Genomic DNA, 17,773 nt, shown 5'->3' with positions numbered 1-17,773 from the left:
ACCTTTGGCGCAGAGATAAAGACCGGTTTTGCAAAAATGTATGAGTTCAAAGTTGTTCCCGCCCCTTCCCGGGGCAAACGCGCCAAGGGCGTGAAAGGGGCCGAGGGCCGATTTGCCTTTGCCCTCGAAGAGGTCATGAACGAACTGGCCGCCGAGGGCTGGGAATTCCTGCGCTCAGAAACCCTGCCCAGCGAAGAGAAATCCGGCCTCACCTCGACCACCACAACCTTTCGCAGTGTCATGGTCTTCCGCCGCGCCCGCAAGGACGACATCAGCGCCTTTCGCCCGCGCCTTCTGGAACGCCCCGCATACAAGGAACTGCCCCGCCCGGTCGAGGCCATGCCGCCCCCGCCGCAGGAAGAAAACGAAGACGAGCCCCCCCCCGAGACCAGCTTTGCCGAAGAAACCGGCGAGGAGCAGCCAACCTCTTTGCCCGTGGCTCTCATGACACGCGCCCGCAGCGTGGCCCCCGGCACCAAGCCTGACGCAGACGAGGATGAAACCGGCCACGCCGCCGAATAGTTAGCCGTCGATATCCAGTGCCAGCGCATGAATGCGCCCCACCAGATCGGCACCCAGCGCCTTGTGCACCGCGCGGTGCCGGGCGACCCGGTTCATCGCGCCAAAGGCCTCGGCCCGGATCATCACGTTGAAATGGCTCTCGCCCCCGTCCTGATAGCCCGCGTGGCCCCGGTGGCTCTCGCTGTCGTCCACCACCTCCAGCGCACTTGGGCGAAACGCCGCCGTCAATTTGTCGTGGATTTCCTGCCGCACTGACATTTTTTGCATCTGCCCTCTTCTATCTTGCGTCACATAGATTAGGGTCTGGACCCGTTGGTTTACAAGGCTCAGTTCGCCAGGTTTTGTCCCGAACCAGGCATATGCCCGAAGGAATAGTGGTTCTATTTCAAGGGCGTATAACGCAGTTCGGGTCCAAACCCGGCGAACCCGGAGGGCATCGAGAAATGCATGCCCTCAGCCGCGCGGCTTCTTTGCAAAGGCGACCAGCCTTTGCGGCAAAACCCACGCGGCTGATTTCACGCATTTTTCGATGCTGAGCCTTGCAAACCAACGGGTCCAGACCCTAAACTCTCCGCTCCGAGTCGAAAAGGTGAGTTCATGTCCAAGTCAGATCCATTCGGTTTTGATATGTCGGTCAAGTCGGCCAAAAAGAACAACCCACGTGGGCGGCGCAGCATGTCTGGCGCGCAAGAGACGTCCACCCGTGTCTGTGAACATGAAGGCTGTGAAGAAGCGGGCAAATACCGTGCCCCGCGCGCACCTGACGTGCTGGATGAGTTCAAATGGTTCTGCAAGGATCACGTGCGCGAGTATAACCAGAAGTGGAGCTTCTTTGACGGCCAGACCGAGGCCGAGATCAACGCGCAGAAATCCAAGGACAAGGTCTGGGAACGCGAGACCAAGACCTTTACCGACCCCGAGGCCCGCGCCTGGGCCCGCTTGGGTATCGAAGACCCGCATCAGGTGCTTGGCGGCAACGCAACGCAGAACCCCGGCAAGAACGGCGGCGCCTCAAAACGCCTGCCGCCCACGGAACGCCGCGCCATGGAGATTCTCGAAGCCAAGGACCACTGGACCAAGGCCGAGGTGCGCAAGGCCTACAAGAAACTCATCAAAGTGCTGCACCCCGACATGAACGGCGGCGACCGCAGTCAGGAAGAGCAGCTGCAAGAGGTGGTCTGGGCCTGGGACCAGATCAAGGAAAGCCGCAACTTCAAGTAAAGAAATCCCCCATCAAGGGGGGTTTTTTTGGGGGGGGGCCAGGGTCGCAAATGACCCTTTGGGATCAACAAATCCAACTTCTATCCGCAGAATGCGTAGCGCTCGATTTGCAAAGTTCCGGCTGTGTTCTGGCTGTGGGCTTGCTTTCGTATTTCCGTCAATGCAGTGACCGCAGGGTCCCACTTCGATCTTTTGGACCTGCAATTTGAACTGATCGGCACTACAATCAACGGAATGCTTGGGACGAAATCTGTTGGAGGATCAGTTGACAACGCGGCAACCTGACGAGGCCGTACCAGCCATAGACAGGTACTTTGCACAGCTTGTGGATTCGGAGCTGGAAGCTCAGTTTCGCGAGTCGCGGTTCGACTATGATCTGCAACGCCTTCGAATGGCAATCTTGGTAGGCGCTCTCGCGCTTGCCATGTTCGCAGTGCTGGACTACGCGGTCATCTCCGAGAATTTGACCTTCGCCCTTGTGATCCGCCTGGTTTTCGGGTGTCTGGGGGCCGTCGGCATCTATGCCTTAACGCGAACTTCGTTGTTCAGGCGGCGCATCGAGGCTCCTGCCTGGATATTGCTGGTCAGTGCGACCCTGAATTATGCCGCCATCAATGCATATTGCGACACGCCCGATGAATACCTGTCGGGTTTCATCATCATTCTGATGCTGCTTTTTTTCATGCTTCCGCTTCGCTTCAAGGCCGCGGTCCTCATGGGCGTGATTTCGACCTTCATATTTTCGGTGGTCATGACGGTTACCCGAGAAATCGGGACCGGTGAGCTTCTGACGATTTACTCGCAATACCTTGTGACCCTGTTTGCCGGTGCTTTCACCAGCTATCAGGTAAATCGGCTGCGAAGACAGGAGTTCATCGGTGAACGCCAGATCGCGGAGCAGCGCACAAAGTATCTCAAGCTGCTCACCCGCATACTCCCCCCTGTCATCGTTGAACGGATACAGCACGGGGAAGAACGTATCGCCGACAACATACCTGATGCAGTCGTGGTTTTTGCCGATGTGGTTGGCTTCACCCAGCTTTCGGCGAACCACTCACCGGATGAAGTTGTCAATTTCCTCAACAATTTATTCGGGAAATTCGACGATCTCACAGAGCGTCACGGTTTAGAGAAGATCAAGACAATCGGCGACTCCTATATGGTTGCTGGTGGTGTTCCGGAACCGCAATCCGAACATGTCGCATCGGCGGCAAGATTGGCGCTGGAAATGGTCAAATCCGCTGGCGAATGCATCGGTCCGGACGGAAGGGCGGCAACGATCACCGTTGGCCTTCACTCGGGTCCCCTTCTTGCCGGCGTCATTGGTGAAACGCGGTTCGGCTACGACATTTGGGGGGACACGGTCAATCTTGCCAGCCGCCTGCAAGGCAGCGCCGATCCGGGGTGCATTGTCACCAGCTCGGCCGTTCGAAATGCGCTGGAGAAGCAGTTCGTCTTTCACTCGATCGGCATGGTGCCACTGAAAGGCAAGGGAGACGTTGAAATCTGGCATTTGCTCGCGCAGGGAGATGAGAAAGCGGAAATCTCCTGACCTTGAGTTCGATAGCTCTCTCTCAGGGGCTGTCTGCCCGTATGAAGACAGTAAGCAACCCTCGAAATGCGCGCGAAATCAACAAACTGGTTCTGCAGTTTTTCTGCTTAGGCCGCCTGAAACGTCAAACTCACCCCGTTGATGCAATGGCGCTTGCCGGTGGGTTTTGGTCCATCGTCAAAGATATGTCCCAGATGGCTGCCGCAGCGGCGGCAGTGACACTCGGTATGCACCCCCCAGATCGTGCGATCCGGCTTGGTGGCAATGGCATCCGGCAACGCCTTCCAGAAGCTCGGCCAGCCGGTACCGCTGTCATACTTGTGCTTGCTGGAATAGAGCGGCAGGTCACAGCCCCGGCACAGATAGGTGCCCTTGGCCGTGTTCTTGTCCAGCGGTGAAGACCCCGCCCGTTCGGTGCCCTCTTTGCGCATCACCTTGTATTCCAGGGACGACAGCATCGCGCGCCACTCGGCATCGGTGCGCGTGACTTCGAACGCTTCGCTTGCGGCCAGTGACTCGCGACTCATCAATGGCGCAAGACCCGCTGCCGCCAGCAATCCACCCAACACAACACGCCGGTTCATAACAAACTCCTCCGCAATTTCTGTCCTCATAGCTGGACCTTTTCTGGCGCTATGCCAAATGACACATCTGCACGAGGTTGCGAGAAATGTGACAACGCCGCGTCGTTCATCCATTCCCCTTGTGGTCCGCGCGGAAATGAGGCACCACATCCCGGTACGAAAACACGACCGGGCTTTGCCCGAGATAGAAGGACGACCAAGATGGCCGACGGCACGATCGATATCAACGCAAAACCCACCGAAGAAATCTCGGTGCGCGACGTGTTCGGCATCGACACGGATATGACGGTTAAGGGCTTCGACGAGCGCTCGGATCGCGTGCCCGACGTGGACCACACCTACAAGTTCGATCCCGACACCACCATGGCCATTCTGGCCGGGTTTTCCCGCAACCGCCGGGTGATGATCCAGGGCTATCACGGCACAGGTAAGTCGACCCATATCGAGCAGGTCGCCGCGCGCCTGAACTGGCCCGCCGTGCGTGTGAACCTTGACAGCCACATCTCCCGGATCGACCTGATCGGTAAAGACGCCATCAAACTGCGTGACGGCAAACAGGTCACCGAATTCCACGAAGGCATTCTCCCTTGGGCGCTGCGCAACCCCGTTGCCATCGTCTTTGACGAATATGACGCGGGCCGTGCGGATGTGATGTTCGTGATCCAGCGTGTTCTGGAAACCGACGGCAAACTGACGCTGCTGGACCAGAACGAGATCATCAAACCGCACCCGTATTTCCGCCTGTTCGCCACCGCCAACACGGTTGGCTTGGGTGACACCACCGGCCTCTATCACGGCACGCAACAGATCAACCAAGCCCAGATGGACCGCTGGTCGCTGGTCGCAACGCTGAACTATCTCTCGATCGACGCCGAGACCAACATCGTTCTGTCGAAGAACCCGCATTACAACACCGAGGCAGGCCGCAAGACCGTGCACCAGATGGTCACCGTCGCAGACCTCACCCGCACGGCCTTCATGAACGGAGACCTCTCGACCGTGATGTCCCCCCGGACCGTGATCACCTGGGCCGAAAACGCCGAGATCTTCCGCGACGTGGGCTATGCCTTCCGCCTCACGTTCCTCAACAAATGTGACGAGTTGGAACGCCAGACCGTGGCTGAGTTCTATCAGCGTCTGTTCGACGAGGAACTGCCGGAAAGTGCGGCGAGCGTGAGCCTGGGGTGATCCCGGGCAGAGCTACACTCAACACAGGTTTGCGCCCGGCTTCGAGGGTGGGCGCGGCTGATCTTGGTGGGATGTTTGCGAAAACTCGAAACCTCCACCCAAATGGACCGGTTGAGGTTTTCGCGCCCGCCCTGGGGGGCGAGGCCGGGCGCGAACCGGATCACAAGCGATCCGGGGTTTGTTAACAAAAGCACGGTGACCCGAACCTATGACCAAAAACCTCCATATCGGCCTGATCGGCGGCATCGGTGTTGCGGCCACGGTGGTCTATTACCAACGCCTGACGGCAGCCGTGGAGGCACTGGGCGGCAAGCTGGAACTGACCATTGTGCATGCTGATGTGCAGGAGCTGATCCGCACTAACCTGGCTGACGACCGCGAGACCCAAGCCCGCACTTATGCCGGGCTGATTGACCGGCTCAGGGCCGCAGGTTGCGACTGTGCCGCGATCACGTCGCTGGGCGGGCACTTCTGTTTCAATGAAACTGTGCCGCTGTCGCCCCTGCCCCTCGTCTCGGCCGTCACCCCTCTGGACGCGTATTTCGCGGCGCAGGGCCTCGGCACCGTCGGCCTGCTCGGCACCCGTGTGGTCATGCGTACCGGCCTTTACGGCCAGTTGAAACAGACCCGCGCCGTGGCGCTGACAGACGAGATCGAAACCCTCGGCCAGACCTATCAGGACATGGCCGTTTCCGGGCACTGCACCGACGCGCAGCGGGCCACCTTCCTCGACGCGGGCGCGCGGCTGATCGACAACATGGGCGCTGATGCCGTGGTGCTTGCAGGCACCGATCTCAATCTGGCCTTTGACGGGCAGCAAACCGACTATACAGTTATCGACGCGCTGGATGTGCATGTGGCGGTTCTCGCCGATCTCGCAACCGGGCGGGTAAATCTTGAAGACGTGGCAGAATCGCGATGAAAAAACCAACTGACAACCCCGCCGATCCGTTCAAAAAGGCACTGGCCGAGGCGACCAAGGTCATGGCCAATGACCCCGAGCTGAGCGTCACCTACACGGTCGACCCCTCGGGTGTCAGCGGCGAACAGATGCGCCTGCCGCAGGTCTCGCGTCGAATGACACGCGACGAGGTTCTGCTCGCACGCGGTACGGCGGATGCGCTGGCGCTCAAGGTGAAATACCACGACGGCGCCATGCACGCGAAATACGCGCCCAACGACGGCATGGCGCGCGACCTCTACGAATCCATGGAAACCGCGCGCTGCGAAGCCATGGGCGCGCGTGACATGCCCGGCACCGCCGGCAACATCGACGCCAAGATCGAACACGAGGCGCGCGGGCGCGGCTATGACCAGATCAAGGACGCCTCGGACGCGCCGCTGTCCGTGGCAGCTGGCTACCTCGTGCGCCACCTCGCCACCGGCCGCGATATGCCCCCCGCCGCGGGTAACGTGATGAACCTCTGGAAGGGGTTCATTGAACAGAACGCCGGTGACACGCTGGGCGATCTGAACGAGATGCTCTCGGACCAGCAGGCCTTTGCCAAGTTCGCCCGCCAGGTCATCGACGACCTTGGCTATGGCGACCAGCTGGGCGATGACCCGGACGCCGAGGACGAAGATCAGGACGACGAAGCCGAAGACTCGCAGGATCAGGACGATCCCGACTCCACCGGGGATGACGACAGCCAGGACGACGACTCCGAGGCCAGCCCCGAACAGTCACAGGAAGAACAACAGGACATGTCCGAAGCCCAGGTCTCGATGGACGAGATGGCCGAGGACGAAATGGGCGAAGACATGGAGATGCCCGAAGGCGAGGCGCCGCTCGAGCCGCCCGCGCCACAGCCCATCTCCGAAGCCGACCCGGATTATGTGGTCTTCCAGACCGAGTTTGACGAAGAAATCGCCGCCGAAGACCTCGCCGAGCCGGTCGAACTGGAACGCCTGCGCGCCTATCTCGACCAGCAGCTGGAACCGCTGAAAGGCGCCGTCTCGCGGCTTGCCAACAAACTGCAACGCCGCCTTCAGGCCCAGCAGAACCGCAGTTGGGAGTTTGACCTCGAAGAGGGCATCCTCGATGCAGGCCGCCTTGCCCGCGTGGTCGCCAACCCCACCACGCCCCTGTCGTTCAAACAGGAAAAAGACACCGAGTTCCGTGATACCGTGGTGACGCTGCTCCTGGACAATTCCGGCTCGATGCGCGGCCGCCCGATTTCGATCGCCGCGATCTGCGCCGACGTACTGGCGCGCACGCTTGAACGCTGCAACGTCAAGGTCGAGATCCTCGGCTTTACCACCCGCGCCTGGAAAGGTGGCCAGAGCCGCGAGGAATGGCTGAACCAGGGCCGCCCACAGCAGCCCGGTCGCCTGAACGACCTGCGCCACATCATCTACAAATCCGCGGATGCCCCGTGGCGGCGCACCCGGCCCAACCTCGGGCTGATGATGAAAGAGGGGCTGTTGAAAGAAAACATCGACGGCGAAGCGCTGGAATGGGCGCACCGCCGCATGATCGGGCGCCCCGAAGTGCGCAAAATCCTGATGGTGATCTCTGACGGCGCGCCGGTGGATGACTCGACGTTGTCGGTGAACCCGGCCAACTATCTCGAAAAACACCTGCGCGACGTGATCGCCATGGTCGAAAAGCGCAAACAGGTCGAACTCCTGGCGATTGGGATCGGCCACGACGTGACGCGGTACTATGAACGCGCCGTGACCATCACCGATGTGGAACAGCTGGCCGGTGCGATGACCGAACAGCTGGCCAGCCTGTTTGACAGCGATCCGCGCAAACGCGCCCGTGTTCTGGGAATGAAGCGGGTCGGATAGGGGCAAAGGGGCGCTGCCCCTCTTGGCCCCAAGGGGCCAATTCACCCCGGAGTATTTTTGGCAATACGAAGATGATGTGCGTGTGAGAGGCCCCATGTTCCAGAGTTTTGAGACCACCTCCGATCCCTCCAAGGGGCCCGAACGTCTGGCATCCTTGCGTGCCTATCTGGGCAAGGGCAACACCAAGGGCATGCTGGTGCCGCGCGCCGATGCCCATCAGGGCGAATATGTCGCCGCATGTGACGATCGGCTTGCCTGGCTTACAGGCTTCACAGGCTCAGCCGGGTTTTGCGCCGTTCTGCCTGGCATTGCGGGGGTCTTTGTCGATGGCCGCTACCGCGAACAGGTGCGCGCGCAGGTGGATCTGGATCATTTCACGCCTGTGAACTGGCCCGAGATCAAACTGGCCGACTGGCTGCGTGAACACCTGCCCGAGGGCGGCGAGATAGCCATCGACCCGTGGTTCCACACCATCAAGGAAATCGAAGACCTGCGCCGCGCGCTGGAAGGCTCTGGCATCACCCTTGGCTCTTACGAGGATCCGGTGGGACGCATCTGGTCCGATCAGCCCGCGCCACCGGTTGGCCCCGTCAGCGTCTACCCCTCCGAGCTTGCCGGCGAAGACCACGCCAGCAAACGCAGGCGCCTTGCGGCAGAGCTGCGCGAGGCGGGTCACTCGGCCGCGGTTCTCACCTTGCCCGACTCCATCGCCTGGCTCTTGAACATCCGCGGCTCGGACATCTCCCGCAACCCGGTGCCGCACGCCTTTGCCCTTCTCTATGACAGCGGTCTCGTCAGCCTTTTCATCGATGACCGCAAGCTGGATGATGCGGTGCGCAGGCACCTCGGGCCGGAGGTCACGATCAAACCGGTCGATCAGTTCGAGGCCCAGATCCTCAAAAGCAACGGCACCCTGCGCCTCGACAAGACCAGCGCGCCGGAATGGATCCGGGAACTGGCCGCGGTCAACAAGGTCCGGATCGCCTTTGGCAAAGATCCCTGCGCCCTGCCCAAGGCGCGCAAATCCCACGCTGAGATTGCCGCCACGACCGAGGCCCACCTGCGCGACGGGGCGGCCATGTGCAACTTTCTGTCCTGGTATGACGACACCGCGACAACAGGCATCACCGAGATTGACCTCGTGACGCGGCTGGAACACTGCCGCCGCGACAGCAATGCACTGTTGGACATCAGCTTTGACACCATCGCGGGCACCGGCCCCCACGGCGCGATCATGCACTACCGTGTGACGCATGAGACCAACCGCCCCCTCGCTCCCGGCGACCTCGTCGTGCTCGACAGTGGCGGCCAGTATCAGGACGGCACCACCGACATCACCCGCACCCTGCCCGTAGGCGACGTGGGTGCCGAGGAAAAAGCCGCTTTTACCCGCGTCCTGAAAGGCATGATCGCGATACATGAACTGCGCTGGCCCAAGGGGCTGGCCGGGCAACATATCGAGGCCGTCGGACGTCTGCCCCTCTGGCAGGCAGGACAGGACTTTGACCACGGGCTGGGCCATGGCGTCGGCGTCTACCTCTGCGTGCATGAGGGGCCCCAACGCCTCAGCCGTCTCTCGGACGTGCCACTGGAGCCTGGCATGATCCTGTCAAATGAACCGGGCTACTACCGCCCCGGCGCTTTTGGCATCCGTATCGAGAACCTGATTGCCGTGGAAGAGGCCCCCGCCTTGCCCGGCGGCGATGAGCACCGCCAGATGCTGCACTTCCGCAACCTCACCTGGTGCCCCATCGACCGTCGCCTGATCGACCTCGACCTGCTCAGCCCCCAGGAAATCGACTGGATCAACAGCTACCATGCGACGTGTCGTCAGCTGTTGTCCCCACGGCTGGCCAAGACCGTGCAAATATGGTTGGATCGCGCCACCGCGCCGCTTTGACGCTCTCAGGGGGCGCACACTGACATGTGCCTGTCACATGGTCAGAGCAAAACGGGGCGGACACTCAAGGGGGACACAATCATGGCACCAAAGATCACAATTCGCAAAGCCGAGGGCACCTGGTCAGTGCGCGCCGGTGGTGCCATCCTGGGTGAAACCACCAATGCGCTGGAACTCAGCGAAGGCGACCACGCCCCGGTGATCTACTTCCCCCGCGCAGACATCGCCATGGCGTTTCTCGACAGCAGCGACCACAGCACCCATTGCCCCTGGAAAGGGGATGCCAGCTATTTCTCCATCGTGACCAAGAGCCGGACACTGGAGAACAAGGTCTGGTCTTATGAGACCCCCAACCCGGACGTCGCCCGGATCGAGGGCTACCTTGCCTTTTACACCGACGACACTGTCGCCGTGGAACGCATCTGAACCGCGCCCAAACTTCTTTTGGCCAAAAATATCCCGGGGTGAATTGGCCCCCTGGGGCCAAGAGGGGCAGCGCCCCTCCGCTTCAGCTGTGCTCTTCCGCCGCGGTTGCGGCCAGGGCGCGGTTATAGGCCTTCAGCGCATCCACATGATGCAGCGCCCCCCACAGCTCCGGTGGCTCGCCTTCTCCACCCAGGGTGACAACCGGAATGAACTGCAACCCGGCCTTGTCGAACATCGGCATGGCCACTTCCAGCGTGGCATTGCCGTCGATGTAAATGCCCTGCTCAATCAACTCCCAGCACGTCTCTTCCGAGGCCGCACGCGGGTGCTCCTTGGGCCGCATCACGCTGGCCACCCGGAACATGCACAACAGATAGGCCTGCGGCCCCGCTGCCACATGCACGTTGCGCCGCTCCAACTGAGTAAGAAAGAACGACCGATCCACCAACCGTGACCCCAACGCGGTCGAAATCGACACGCTGACCAACACCGCAAGCCCGGTCTGCCAGTCCCCCGTCAACTCGAACACGATCAACGTGGTCGAGATCGGCGCACCCAGCACCGCCGCCGCCACGGCGCCCGTGCCTGCCAGTGCGTATAATGTCACCGTGCCCGACACCTCGGGGAACACGCTGGTGGCAATCAGCCCAAAGGACAATCCCGTCAGCGCCCCCACCATCAGCGCCGGGGAAAACACGCCGCCCCCCATGCGCCCCGCCATGGTGATCGACACCGCGATGACCTTCAGCACGCAGAACACGATGGCCTCATGCCACAACAACTCACCGGTCAGCGCGGCCGAGGTCGTCTCATACCCCACGCCGATGATATGCGGGAACCAGATCGCCAGCCCGCCAAGCATGGCACCGGAAATCGCAGGGCGCAGCCAGCGCGGCATGCCGGTGCGGTCCTGAATGTGGTTGGCCATGTCCTCAGACCAGAAAATCGTCCACATCAGCGCCACGGCGACAAAGCCGCAGACACCGCCCAGCATCAGAAAGGCAGGCAGCTCCTGATAGAATTGCAACTGCGTCGTGTCGGGCAGATGGAACTCGGTCACATTGCCAAACTCCAGCCGCGAGATCACCGTGCCCGAGACGGCGGCAATGGTGATCGGCGCAAAGGCATGCACCGCGAAATGCCGCAACACCACCTCAAGCGCGAACAGCGCCCCCGCAATCGGCGCGTTGAAGCTCGCCGAGACAGCCGCGGCCACAGCACAGCCCAACAGGTCACGCCCCGTGATGCCATCCGCGCGGATCCAGTTGCTGACCCAGGTCGAGATCACCCCCGCCATGTGCACGACCGGCCCTTCGCGACCGGTTGATCCCCCGGAACTCAACGTGATCAGCGAGGCAAAGGCCGAGGCCACCCCCGCCGTGCGCTCGACACGGCCCTCGCGCAGCGCCGCGCCCTCGATCACATCCGCCACCGAGCGCACCCGCCCATCCGGCGTGAACCGGTGCAGGATCACGCCCACGATCAACCCGCCGATGGTGGGAATGATGACCAGCCAGTACCACGGCAGGCCTCCGGCAAAACTGTGCAGATGGGTCAGGTCGTCGGTGCCATGTAGCGTTGATTGAATCCAATCGATGCCCTTGCGGAAAAACAATGCGGCAAACCCGGCACAAACCCCGATCACCAGACTGATCAGCCAGAACTGAAACTGAGAGGGTCCCTTTTCGACCAGCACATGCCAGCCGCCACGGCAGGTGTCTGCCGCTTCCTTCGCGCTGTCCTTCAAAAAGGATCGGATGGAATTCGCCATGGGGCTTCGCCGGAAAAGGTTGCTGGATTAAGCTCTACGCCTTTTCCTGCATGAGTGCAAAGACTTAGCCCGCACCTACCCCAAAAGTGACCGTGCCGCTGCCCGCGCCTCGTCAGTGATCGTGTCACCCGACAGCATGCGGGCGATCTCATCCACCCGCTCTGTGTCTCCCAGCGCCACGACATTGGACAGGGTCATCTCATCCGCCACCCGCTTTTCGACGCGCCAGTGGTGCCCACCCAGCGCTGCCACCTGTGGTGAGTGCGTCACCACCAATACCTGCCCGCCCTCGGCCAATGCCGCCAGCCTGCGGCCCACGGCGTCGGCGGTTGCCCCCCCGACCCCGCGGTCAATCTCGTCAAAGATCATGGTCAGCCCGCTGGCATCCCCCGCCAGACAGACCTTCAGCGCCAACAGGAACCGGCTCAGTTCCCCCCCCGAAGCGATCTTGGCCAGCGGTCCCGACGGCGCGCCCGGATTGGTCGCCACGGTAAAGGCCACCATGTCCCGGCCTTCGGGGCCCGGGTCCGCACTGGTGATTTCGGTCTGAAACACCGCGCGCTCCATCTTGAGCGGCGCCAACTCGGCACTGACGGCCTGATCCAGCCGCCCGGCCGCCTCGCTGCGGGCCGTGCTCAAGGCGTTGGCCCTGGCGTCATAGTCGGCCTCGGTGGCGGTCACCTCTGCTTCCAGATCACCAATCTGTTCGGCGCCGGCGTCCAGCGCCTGCAACTTGTCGCGCAGCTCGGCGGCAAATCCCGCCAGCTCATCGGCAATGACCCCATGTTTGCGCGCCAGGGCCCGGATGGCGAACAGCCGTTCCTCAACTTCTTCCAATTCCATCGGGTTGAATTGCAACGCCTGTAGACAGTGTTCAACCCCGTCCACCGCGTCACCCAGCTCCGATAAGGCCCGCTCAAGGGCCGCCAGAGGGGCTTCCAGATGACCCTCTGTGCCTTCCACGGCCTCTTCCAGCCAGCGCAGAGCGTCCCCCATGGCGCCTTCGGCCCCGTCCGACCCCAGCGCGCCATGTGCGCGGCCCACGCTCTCGCGCACCCGTTCCGCGCCCTGCATCAGGCGACGACGGGAATCAAGCTCGGCTTCTTCGCCGGGCTGAGGGTCAAGCGCATCCAGCTCGCTGACCGCATGACGCAGGAAATCCTCTTCCGCGCGCACCGCCTCAATCGCCGCCCGCGCTGCCGCCAGCGCCTTGCGGGCGCCGCGCAGCCTGTCCCACGCCTGCTTCACATCCCTGCGGAGTGTCTCAAGTACGCCAAAGGTATCCAGCAAATCCCGGTGCCCGCGCGGGTTCAGCAACCCGCGATCATCATGTTGCCCATGCAGCTCTACCAGGGTTTCCGACAGCAACCGCAACACTTCGCCCGAGCACCGCCGGTCATTGACCCAGGCCGTCTTGCGGCCATCGCGCGCGTTCACCCGCCGCAGGATCAGCTCGTCACCACCCGGCAGGCCGGCCTCTTCCAGAACGCCATGCGCCGCATGGCCCTCGGGCAGATCGAACACCGCAACCACTTCGCCCTGCTCCGCGCCCTGCCGCACCAACTCGGCGCGCCCGCGCCAGCCCAGCACGAACCCCAGCGAATCCAACAGGATCGACTTGCCTGCCCCGGTTTCCCCGGTCAGCACATTCAGACCCGGCTGGAACGTCAGCTCCAGCCGATCAATGATCAACATGTCCCGGATATCAAGCGATCGCAGCATGCGTGCCTCGTGACCTCCCTCGGCCTAGAGCCACGCGCCTTCGATGGTCTGGCGATAGATGTCGCTCAGCCAATTGTCGCCCTCTTCCTTGGGATACAGCCCCTTGCTGGTCAGCAGACCATAGCTGTCTTCATACCATTCCGATGACCGGAAATTGTGCCCCAGAATCGCCCCAGCGGTCTGGGCTTCGGCAACCAGCCCCAACGACAGGTAAGCCTCGACCAGACGGTGCAACGCTTCGGGCGTGTGGGTGGTTGTCTGGAAATCCTCGACCACAACACGGAAGCGCTTGATCGCCGCGCCAAAGTGATCCCGACGCAGATAGTAGCGGCCAACTTCCATCTCCTTGGACGCGAGGTGGTCAAAGGCCAGGTCGAACTTCAGCTTCGCAGACTTGGCATAGTCGCTCTTGGGATAAACCTCGATCACCTTGCGCAATTCCTGCAGCGCCTGGAACGTCAGCCCCTGGTCGCGCCCCACATCGTCGATCTGGTCGTAATAGCTCAGCGCCAGCAGATACTGGGCATAGGCCGCATCGTCATCTGCCGGGTAGAAATCAATGTAACGCTGCGCGGCCGCACGGCTTTCTTCATACATCGCCGCCTTGTGGAACGAGAAGGCCTGCATGATCAGCGCGCGTTTGGTGATCTCGGAATAGGGATAAAGCCGCTCGATTTCCGAAAAGAAGAACGCCGCATCCTCACCCTTGTTGCGGTTCAGCTCGTACTCGCCCCGCTCATAGATCTGCTCAGCGGTGAAGTTCTCCATCGGGATCTCGCCACGGCGTACCTTTTCCGAGGTCGAGTTGCCGCAGGCAGCCACAATTGCCACGGCCATAACTGCACCAAGAATTTTGCCACGCGAACCGATGCCTGCTGACATGCTGCACAACCTCTTATTCCCTTCGGGCCGCTATCCACGGTCCTTTCCCAAGCTGTTAGCACAGAAAATTGCGGTGCAAAACGCCTTTGGTCGGTTTTCGTTCATCTTGCCGGGCATATTCCTGCCTTGCCCAGTTTTGTTCGGGCCAGAACAGCAAAACCGCCCGGAAATTTCCGCGCGGTCAATAGGAATGTCACCGTGTTTCAAGGGTCTGGACGGGATCAGGCGACCGCAGGCATTTCCGCCAGATGCACCCCTACGCCGGGCAGGCGTGCGGCGGTGACCGCATCACATTCCACAACCCGAAACGCGCCCGGTGTCGCGAACAGCGCGCAGAGCAACTCATTGGTCAGGGCATGGCCCGCGCGAATGCCGGTATACCGGCCCAGAATCGGCGCGCCTGCCAGATAAAGATCCCCCAGCGCATCCAGCATCTTGTGGCGTACCGCCTCGTCGTCGTGGCGCAAGCCGCCGGGGCTCAGAACCTCTTCGCCATCAACAACAACGGCGTTTTCAAGCGATCCACCCAAGGCCAGCCCATTGGCGTGCATCGCATCCACATCCGCCTTGCGGCAGAAGGTGCGGCTGTCACACAGCTCGCGTACAAAGGTGCCGTTCGACATGGCAAGCGACTTGTCCTGCACGCCGATGGCTTCATCTTCAAAGTTGATGTGGAAATCAATCTGCAACCCATCAGCAGGGGTCAGCGTGGCCTGCGCCTCGCCGCGACGCACCGTGATCGGCTTAAGGATCTGAAGCGCGCGCACCTTGGCATGCTGCGCCACCAGCCCGGCTTCCAGGATGGCCCGCACAAACTCGGCCGCGCTGCCATCAAGGATCGGCACTTCGGGACCGTCAATCTCGATCAGCGCATTGTGCACGCCGGTGCCGGCCAAAGCGGCCATGATATGCTCGATGGTCGACAGGGACACGCCCGCGGCGTTCACGATACGGGTGCACAAGGCGGTCTGTTCCACGGCGTCCCAGCGTGCCGGGATCATCGCATCACCAATCAGAATATCAGTCCGACGGAACCAGATGCCATAATCAGCCGAGGCAGGCTGAATGGTCATGCGTACCGGCGCGCCGGAGTGCAGGCCCACGCCCGTGAAATGAACAGATTGTTTTACCGTATTCTGCACGTTGTTCCCCAACTGACGCGGCGGGTCCCCATGCCTCGCCGCACCATGGAGGTAAAACACTGCCTCCCGCATCTCAACTCAAACATTACAACCGCATGAAACATGCAGGACACAGATAGGCAAAACCCTGCCAAAACACGCCTAACCCACTGAATTAAAACAAAAAAGGCCGCCTCGCGGGCGGCCCTTTTTCTGTAACATATGTTACAGTTCTTACATAAATCAGTTTGCCTGGCGACGCAGGAAGGCCGGGATCTCGATACGATCCTGTTCTTCGTCCATTTCAGGCTGCAGTTGGGCCGATTGTACCGCAGGTTGCTGACGCATTTGCGGCTGTGCCGCAGGGCGTGGCGCTTCACCGTGGCCGGTCATCCGACCAATCAACGAGTTCAGACCAAATCCACCGCGCTTTTCGTCTGCCCGTGGCTCTTCCACCATTTCGGGACGCTGAGGTGCCGAAGGCGCCTTGCCCGCAGCGGTTTTCAGACGCTGCAGAACTTCCGGAGACGGGGTGCCAAGCGGTGCAGGCTTGGGGGCCACATAGCTTTCCACCTCATCCTCTTCATACAGCTCGGTCTGGGCCGGGAAAGGCGCAACTCTGGGCTGATAAGCAGGCGGCGGCAGATCATCCTGAGCGGCCATGTGCGGCTCGTCAAAGATGTCTTCCATCTGGTCCTCGGCGGCGGCGCGCTCGGCGTCCAACTCACCAAACAGCATTGGTTCCTGGGTTTGGACCTCGGCCACAGCTGGGGTTTCTTCGACCTCGGCGACAACCTCTGTGGCTGCAACCTCTTCGACCGGCTCTTTCAGCACGTGGGTTTCCAGCGGCGCGCGCATCGGGCGGCGTACCGGAATGTCGACCTGAACGTCTGCGGCATCAATGCCGGTGGCAACCACCGAGACACGCATGCCGCCTTCGATACCTTCGTCCAGCGTCGAGCCGACGATGATGTTTGCGTCCGGGTCCACCTCTTCGCGAATGCGGTTGGCGGCTTCGTCCAGTTCGAACAGGGTCAGATCGTGACCGCCGGTGATGTTGATCAGAACACCCTTGGCGCCCCGCAAGCTGATTTCGTCCAACAGCGGGTTGGCAATCGCCTTTTCCGCCGCCTGAATGGCGCGATCTTCACCGGTTGCTTCGCCGGTGCCCATCATCGCCTTGCCCATCTCGTCCATCACGGCGCGCACGTCGGCAAAGTCGAGGTTGATCAGGCCGGGGCGCACCATCAGGTCCGTGACGCCTTTGACACCCTGGTACAGCACGTCATCCGCGAGGCTGAACGCCTCGGTAAAGGTGGTCTTTTCGGTGGCCAGACGGAACAGGTTCTGGTTGGGAATGATGATCAGCGTGTCAACGACCTTTTGCAGGGCTTCGACGCCCTCTTCGGCCTGACGCATCCGCTTGGCGCCTTCAAACTGGAAAGGCTTGGTGACAACACCCACGGTCAGCACACCCAGCTCGCGCGCGGCCTGGGCGATGATCGGTGCAGCACCGGTTCCGGTGCCGCCGCCCATGCCAGCGGTGATAAAGCACATATGCGCGCCCGCCAGCTGGTCGACGATCTGTTCGATACTTTCTTCGGCGGCGGCTGCGCCGACAGTGGCCCGCGCGCCTGCACCCAGACCTTCGGTGACTTTCACACCCAGCTGAATGCGGCTCTTCGAGTTGCTTTGCTGCAGCGCCTGCGCATCCGTGTTCGCCACGACAAAGTCAACGCCTTCCAGCTCTTTGTCGATCATGTTGTTCACAGCGTTGCCACCGGCACCACCAACACCAAAAACCGAGATACGGGGCTTCAGATCAGCCTGCTCGGGCACCGTCAGATTCAGAGTCATAATATCCGCCTGTCTGTTATTTTCGGCCCACTTATGCGGGCGCATTTACTGCCAATTACCCCCAGTATTACCGCAGGCCATTGGAATCGTCACGAAAAAAAGCACATGTGGCAACGATATGTGGCCATATTTACGCCACAATTCGCAGCATTTCGCCCATCACCACAGATATTGGGGGCCACATGGCCGGACACCACCACAACGACAGAAACCCCACAGGCATTGCATGTGAGG

15 protein-coding genes are annotated in these 17,773 nt (G+C 61.3%); 8 read left to right on the top strand and 7 right to left on the bottom strand.

Annotated elements, in window-relative coordinates; all coding sequences use genetic code 11:
* The first annotated feature begins 36 nt into the window (after window positions 1–36).
* Window positions 37–522: a DUF4177 domain-containing protein gene (locus tag EK369_RS20720; RefSeq protein WP_127116186.1), complete on the top strand. Its 486-nt coding sequence runs from the start codon at window positions 37–39 to the stop codon at window positions 520–522.
* Here EK369_RS20720 and EK369_RS20715 read toward each other — a convergent pair whose 3' ends face one another.
* Window positions 523–780 carry a BolA family protein gene (locus EK369_RS20715; protein ID WP_127116197.1) on the bottom strand — a complete coding sequence of 86 codons (258 nt, stop codon included), beginning with the start codon at window positions 778–780 and terminating at the stop codon, window positions 523–525.
* Window positions 781–1,119: 339 nt separating this feature from the next.
* Between EK369_RS20715 and EK369_RS20710 the strand changes: the two genes are divergently transcribed.
* Window positions 1,120–1,743 (top strand): DnaJ domain-containing protein, encoded by a 624-nt coding sequence (locus EK369_RS20710; RefSeq protein ID WP_127116185.1) that lies wholly within the window; start codon window positions 1,120–1,122, stop codon window positions 1,741–1,743.
* Window positions 1,744–1,996: 253 nt separating this feature from the next.
* Entirely contained in the window at window positions 1,997–3,295 is a 1,299-nt protein-coding gene (locus EK369_RS20705) for an adenylate/guanylate cyclase domain-containing protein (protein ID WP_127116184.1), read from the top strand.
* Between the two features lie 107 nt (window positions 3,296–3,402).
* Here EK369_RS20705 and msrB read toward each other — a convergent pair whose 3' ends face one another.
* A complete protein-coding gene (gene msrB / locus EK369_RS20700) occupies window positions 3,403–3,879 on the bottom strand; it encodes a peptide-methionine (R)-S-oxide reductase MsrB (RefSeq protein ID WP_127116183.1) in 477 nt (158 codons plus the stop codon).
* A 201-nt stretch (window positions 3,880–4,080) separates the two neighbouring features.
* Here msrB and cobS point away from each other — a divergent pair, with 201 nt between their 5' ends.
* The 5 genes from cobS (at window position 4,081) to EK369_RS20675 (ending at window position 10,186) form a co-directional block, all read left to right on the top strand.
* Window positions 4,081–5,067: a cobaltochelatase subunit CobS gene (gene cobS / locus EK369_RS20695; protein WP_127116182.1), complete on the top strand. Its 987-nt coding sequence runs from the start codon at window positions 4,081–4,083 to the stop codon at window positions 5,065–5,067.
* Between the two features lie 208 nt (window positions 5,068–5,275).
* Window positions 5,276–5,989, top strand: a complete 714-nt coding sequence (locus EK369_RS20690) for an aspartate/glutamate racemase family protein (RefSeq protein WP_127116181.1) — start codon at window positions 5,276–5,278, stop codon at window positions 5,987–5,989.
* Window positions 5,986–7,860: a cobaltochelatase subunit CobT gene (cobT, locus tag EK369_RS20685; protein WP_127116180.1), complete on the top strand. Its 1,875-nt coding sequence runs from the start codon at window positions 5,986–5,988 to the stop codon at window positions 7,858–7,860. The genes EK369_RS20690 and cobT overlap by 4 nt, the downstream gene beginning before the upstream one ends.
* Before the next feature lie 94 nt (window positions 7,861–7,954).
* Window positions 7,955–9,760, top strand: a complete 1,806-nt coding sequence (locus tag EK369_RS20680) for an aminopeptidase P family protein (RefSeq protein WP_127116179.1) — start codon at window positions 7,955–7,957, stop codon at window positions 9,758–9,760.
* An 81-nt stretch (window positions 9,761–9,841) separates the two neighbouring features.
* Complete coding sequence (locus tag EK369_RS20675; RefSeq protein ID WP_127116178.1) at window positions 9,842–10,186, top strand: DUF427 domain-containing protein; 345 nt, start codon at window positions 9,842–9,844, stop codon at window positions 10,184–10,186.
* Window positions 10,187–10,268: 82 nt separating this feature from the next.
* Here the strand turns inward: EK369_RS20675 and EK369_RS20670 are convergent, their stop codons facing one another.
* The 5 genes from EK369_RS20670 to ftsZ form a co-directional block, all read right to left on the bottom strand.
* On the bottom strand, window positions 10,269–11,957 hold the full coding sequence (locus EK369_RS20670; protein WP_127116177.1) for a chloride channel protein: 1,689 nt from the start codon (window positions 11,955–11,957) through the stop codon (window positions 10,269–10,271).
* A 75-nt stretch (window positions 11,958–12,032) separates the two neighbouring features.
* On the bottom strand, window positions 12,033–13,679 hold the full coding sequence (recN, locus tag EK369_RS20665; RefSeq protein ID WP_127116176.1) for a DNA repair protein RecN: 1,647 nt from the start codon (window positions 13,677–13,679) through the stop codon (window positions 12,033–12,035).
* A 24-nt stretch (window positions 13,680–13,703) separates the two neighbouring features.
* Window positions 13,704–14,561 carry an outer membrane protein assembly factor BamD gene (locus tag EK369_RS20660; protein ID WP_127116175.1) on the bottom strand — a complete coding sequence of 286 codons (858 nt, stop codon included), beginning with the start codon at window positions 14,559–14,561 and terminating at the stop codon, window positions 13,704–13,706.
* A gap of 221 nt (window positions 14,562–14,782) precedes the next feature.
* Entirely contained in the window at window positions 14,783–15,703 is a 921-nt protein-coding gene (lpxC, locus tag EK369_RS20655; RefSeq protein ID WP_127116174.1) for a UDP-3-O-acyl-N-acetylglucosamine deacetylase, read from the bottom strand.
* 222 nt (window positions 15,704–15,925) lie between these two features.
* The gene (ftsZ, locus tag EK369_RS20650) at window positions 15,926–17,539 is read right to left on the bottom strand and encodes a cell division protein FtsZ (RefSeq protein ID WP_127116173.1); all 1,614 of its coding nucleotides are present in this window, start codon (window positions 17,537–17,539) and stop codon (window positions 15,926–15,928) included.
* Window positions 17,540–17,773 lie beyond the last annotated feature (234 nt).

It is taken from the genome of Shimia sediminis (assembly GCF_003990645.1).
Classification (GTDB): domain Bacteria; phylum Pseudomonadota; class Alphaproteobacteria; order Rhodobacterales; family Rhodobacteraceae; genus Shimia; species Shimia sediminis.
Note: the sequence above shows the minus strand (reverse complement) of the source record. Positions and strands in the feature narration are given on the sequence as shown.

What these genes read in the sequence shown, in the direction of transcription:
- EK369_RS20720 (WP_127116186.1), top strand. Translation starts at nt 37, where the DNA reads ATGTATGAGTTCAAAGTTGTTCCCGCCCCTTCCCGGGGCAAACGCGCC.
- EK369_RS20715 (WP_127116197.1), bottom strand. Translation starts at nt 780, where the DNA reads ATGTCAGTGCGGCAGGAAATCCACGACAAATTGACGGCGGCGTTTCGC.
- EK369_RS20710 (WP_127116185.1), top strand. Translation starts at nt 1,120, where the DNA reads ATGTCCAAGTCAGATCCATTCGGTTTTGATATGTCGGTCAAGTCGGCC.
- msrB (WP_127116183.1), bottom strand. Translation starts at nt 3,879, where the DNA reads ATGAACCGGCGTGTTGTGTTGGGTGGATTGCTGGCGGCAGCGGGTCTT.
- cobS (WP_127116182.1), top strand. Translation starts at nt 4,081, where the DNA reads ATGGCCGACGGCACGATCGATATCAACGCAAAACCCACCGAAGAAATC.
- EK369_RS20690 (WP_127116181.1), top strand. Translation starts at nt 5,276, where the DNA reads ATGACCAAAAACCTCCATATCGGCCTGATCGGCGGCATCGGTGTTGCG.
- cobT (WP_127116180.1), top strand. Translation starts at nt 5,986, where the DNA reads ATGAAAAAACCAACTGACAACCCCGCCGATCCGTTCAAAAAGGCACTG.
- EK369_RS20680 (WP_127116179.1), top strand. Translation starts at nt 7,955, where the DNA reads ATGTTCCAGAGTTTTGAGACCACCTCCGATCCCTCCAAGGGGCCCGAA.
- EK369_RS20675 (WP_127116178.1), top strand. Translation starts at nt 9,842, where the DNA reads ATGGCACCAAAGATCACAATTCGCAAAGCCGAGGGCACCTGGTCAGTG.
- EK369_RS20670 (WP_127116177.1), bottom strand. Translation starts at nt 11,957, where the DNA reads ATGGCGAATTCCATCCGATCCTTTTTGAAGGACAGCGCGAAGGAAGCG.
- recN (WP_127116176.1), bottom strand. Translation starts at nt 13,679, where the DNA reads ATGCTGCGATCGCTTGATATCCGGGACATGTTGATCATTGATCGGCTG.
- EK369_RS20660 (WP_127116175.1), bottom strand. Translation starts at nt 14,561, where the DNA reads ATGTCAGCAGGCATCGGTTCGCGTGGCAAAATTCTTGGTGCAGTTATG.
- ftsZ (WP_127116173.1), bottom strand. Translation starts at nt 17,539, where the DNA reads ATGACTCTGAATCTGACGGTGCCCGAGCAGGCTGATCTGAAGCCCCGT.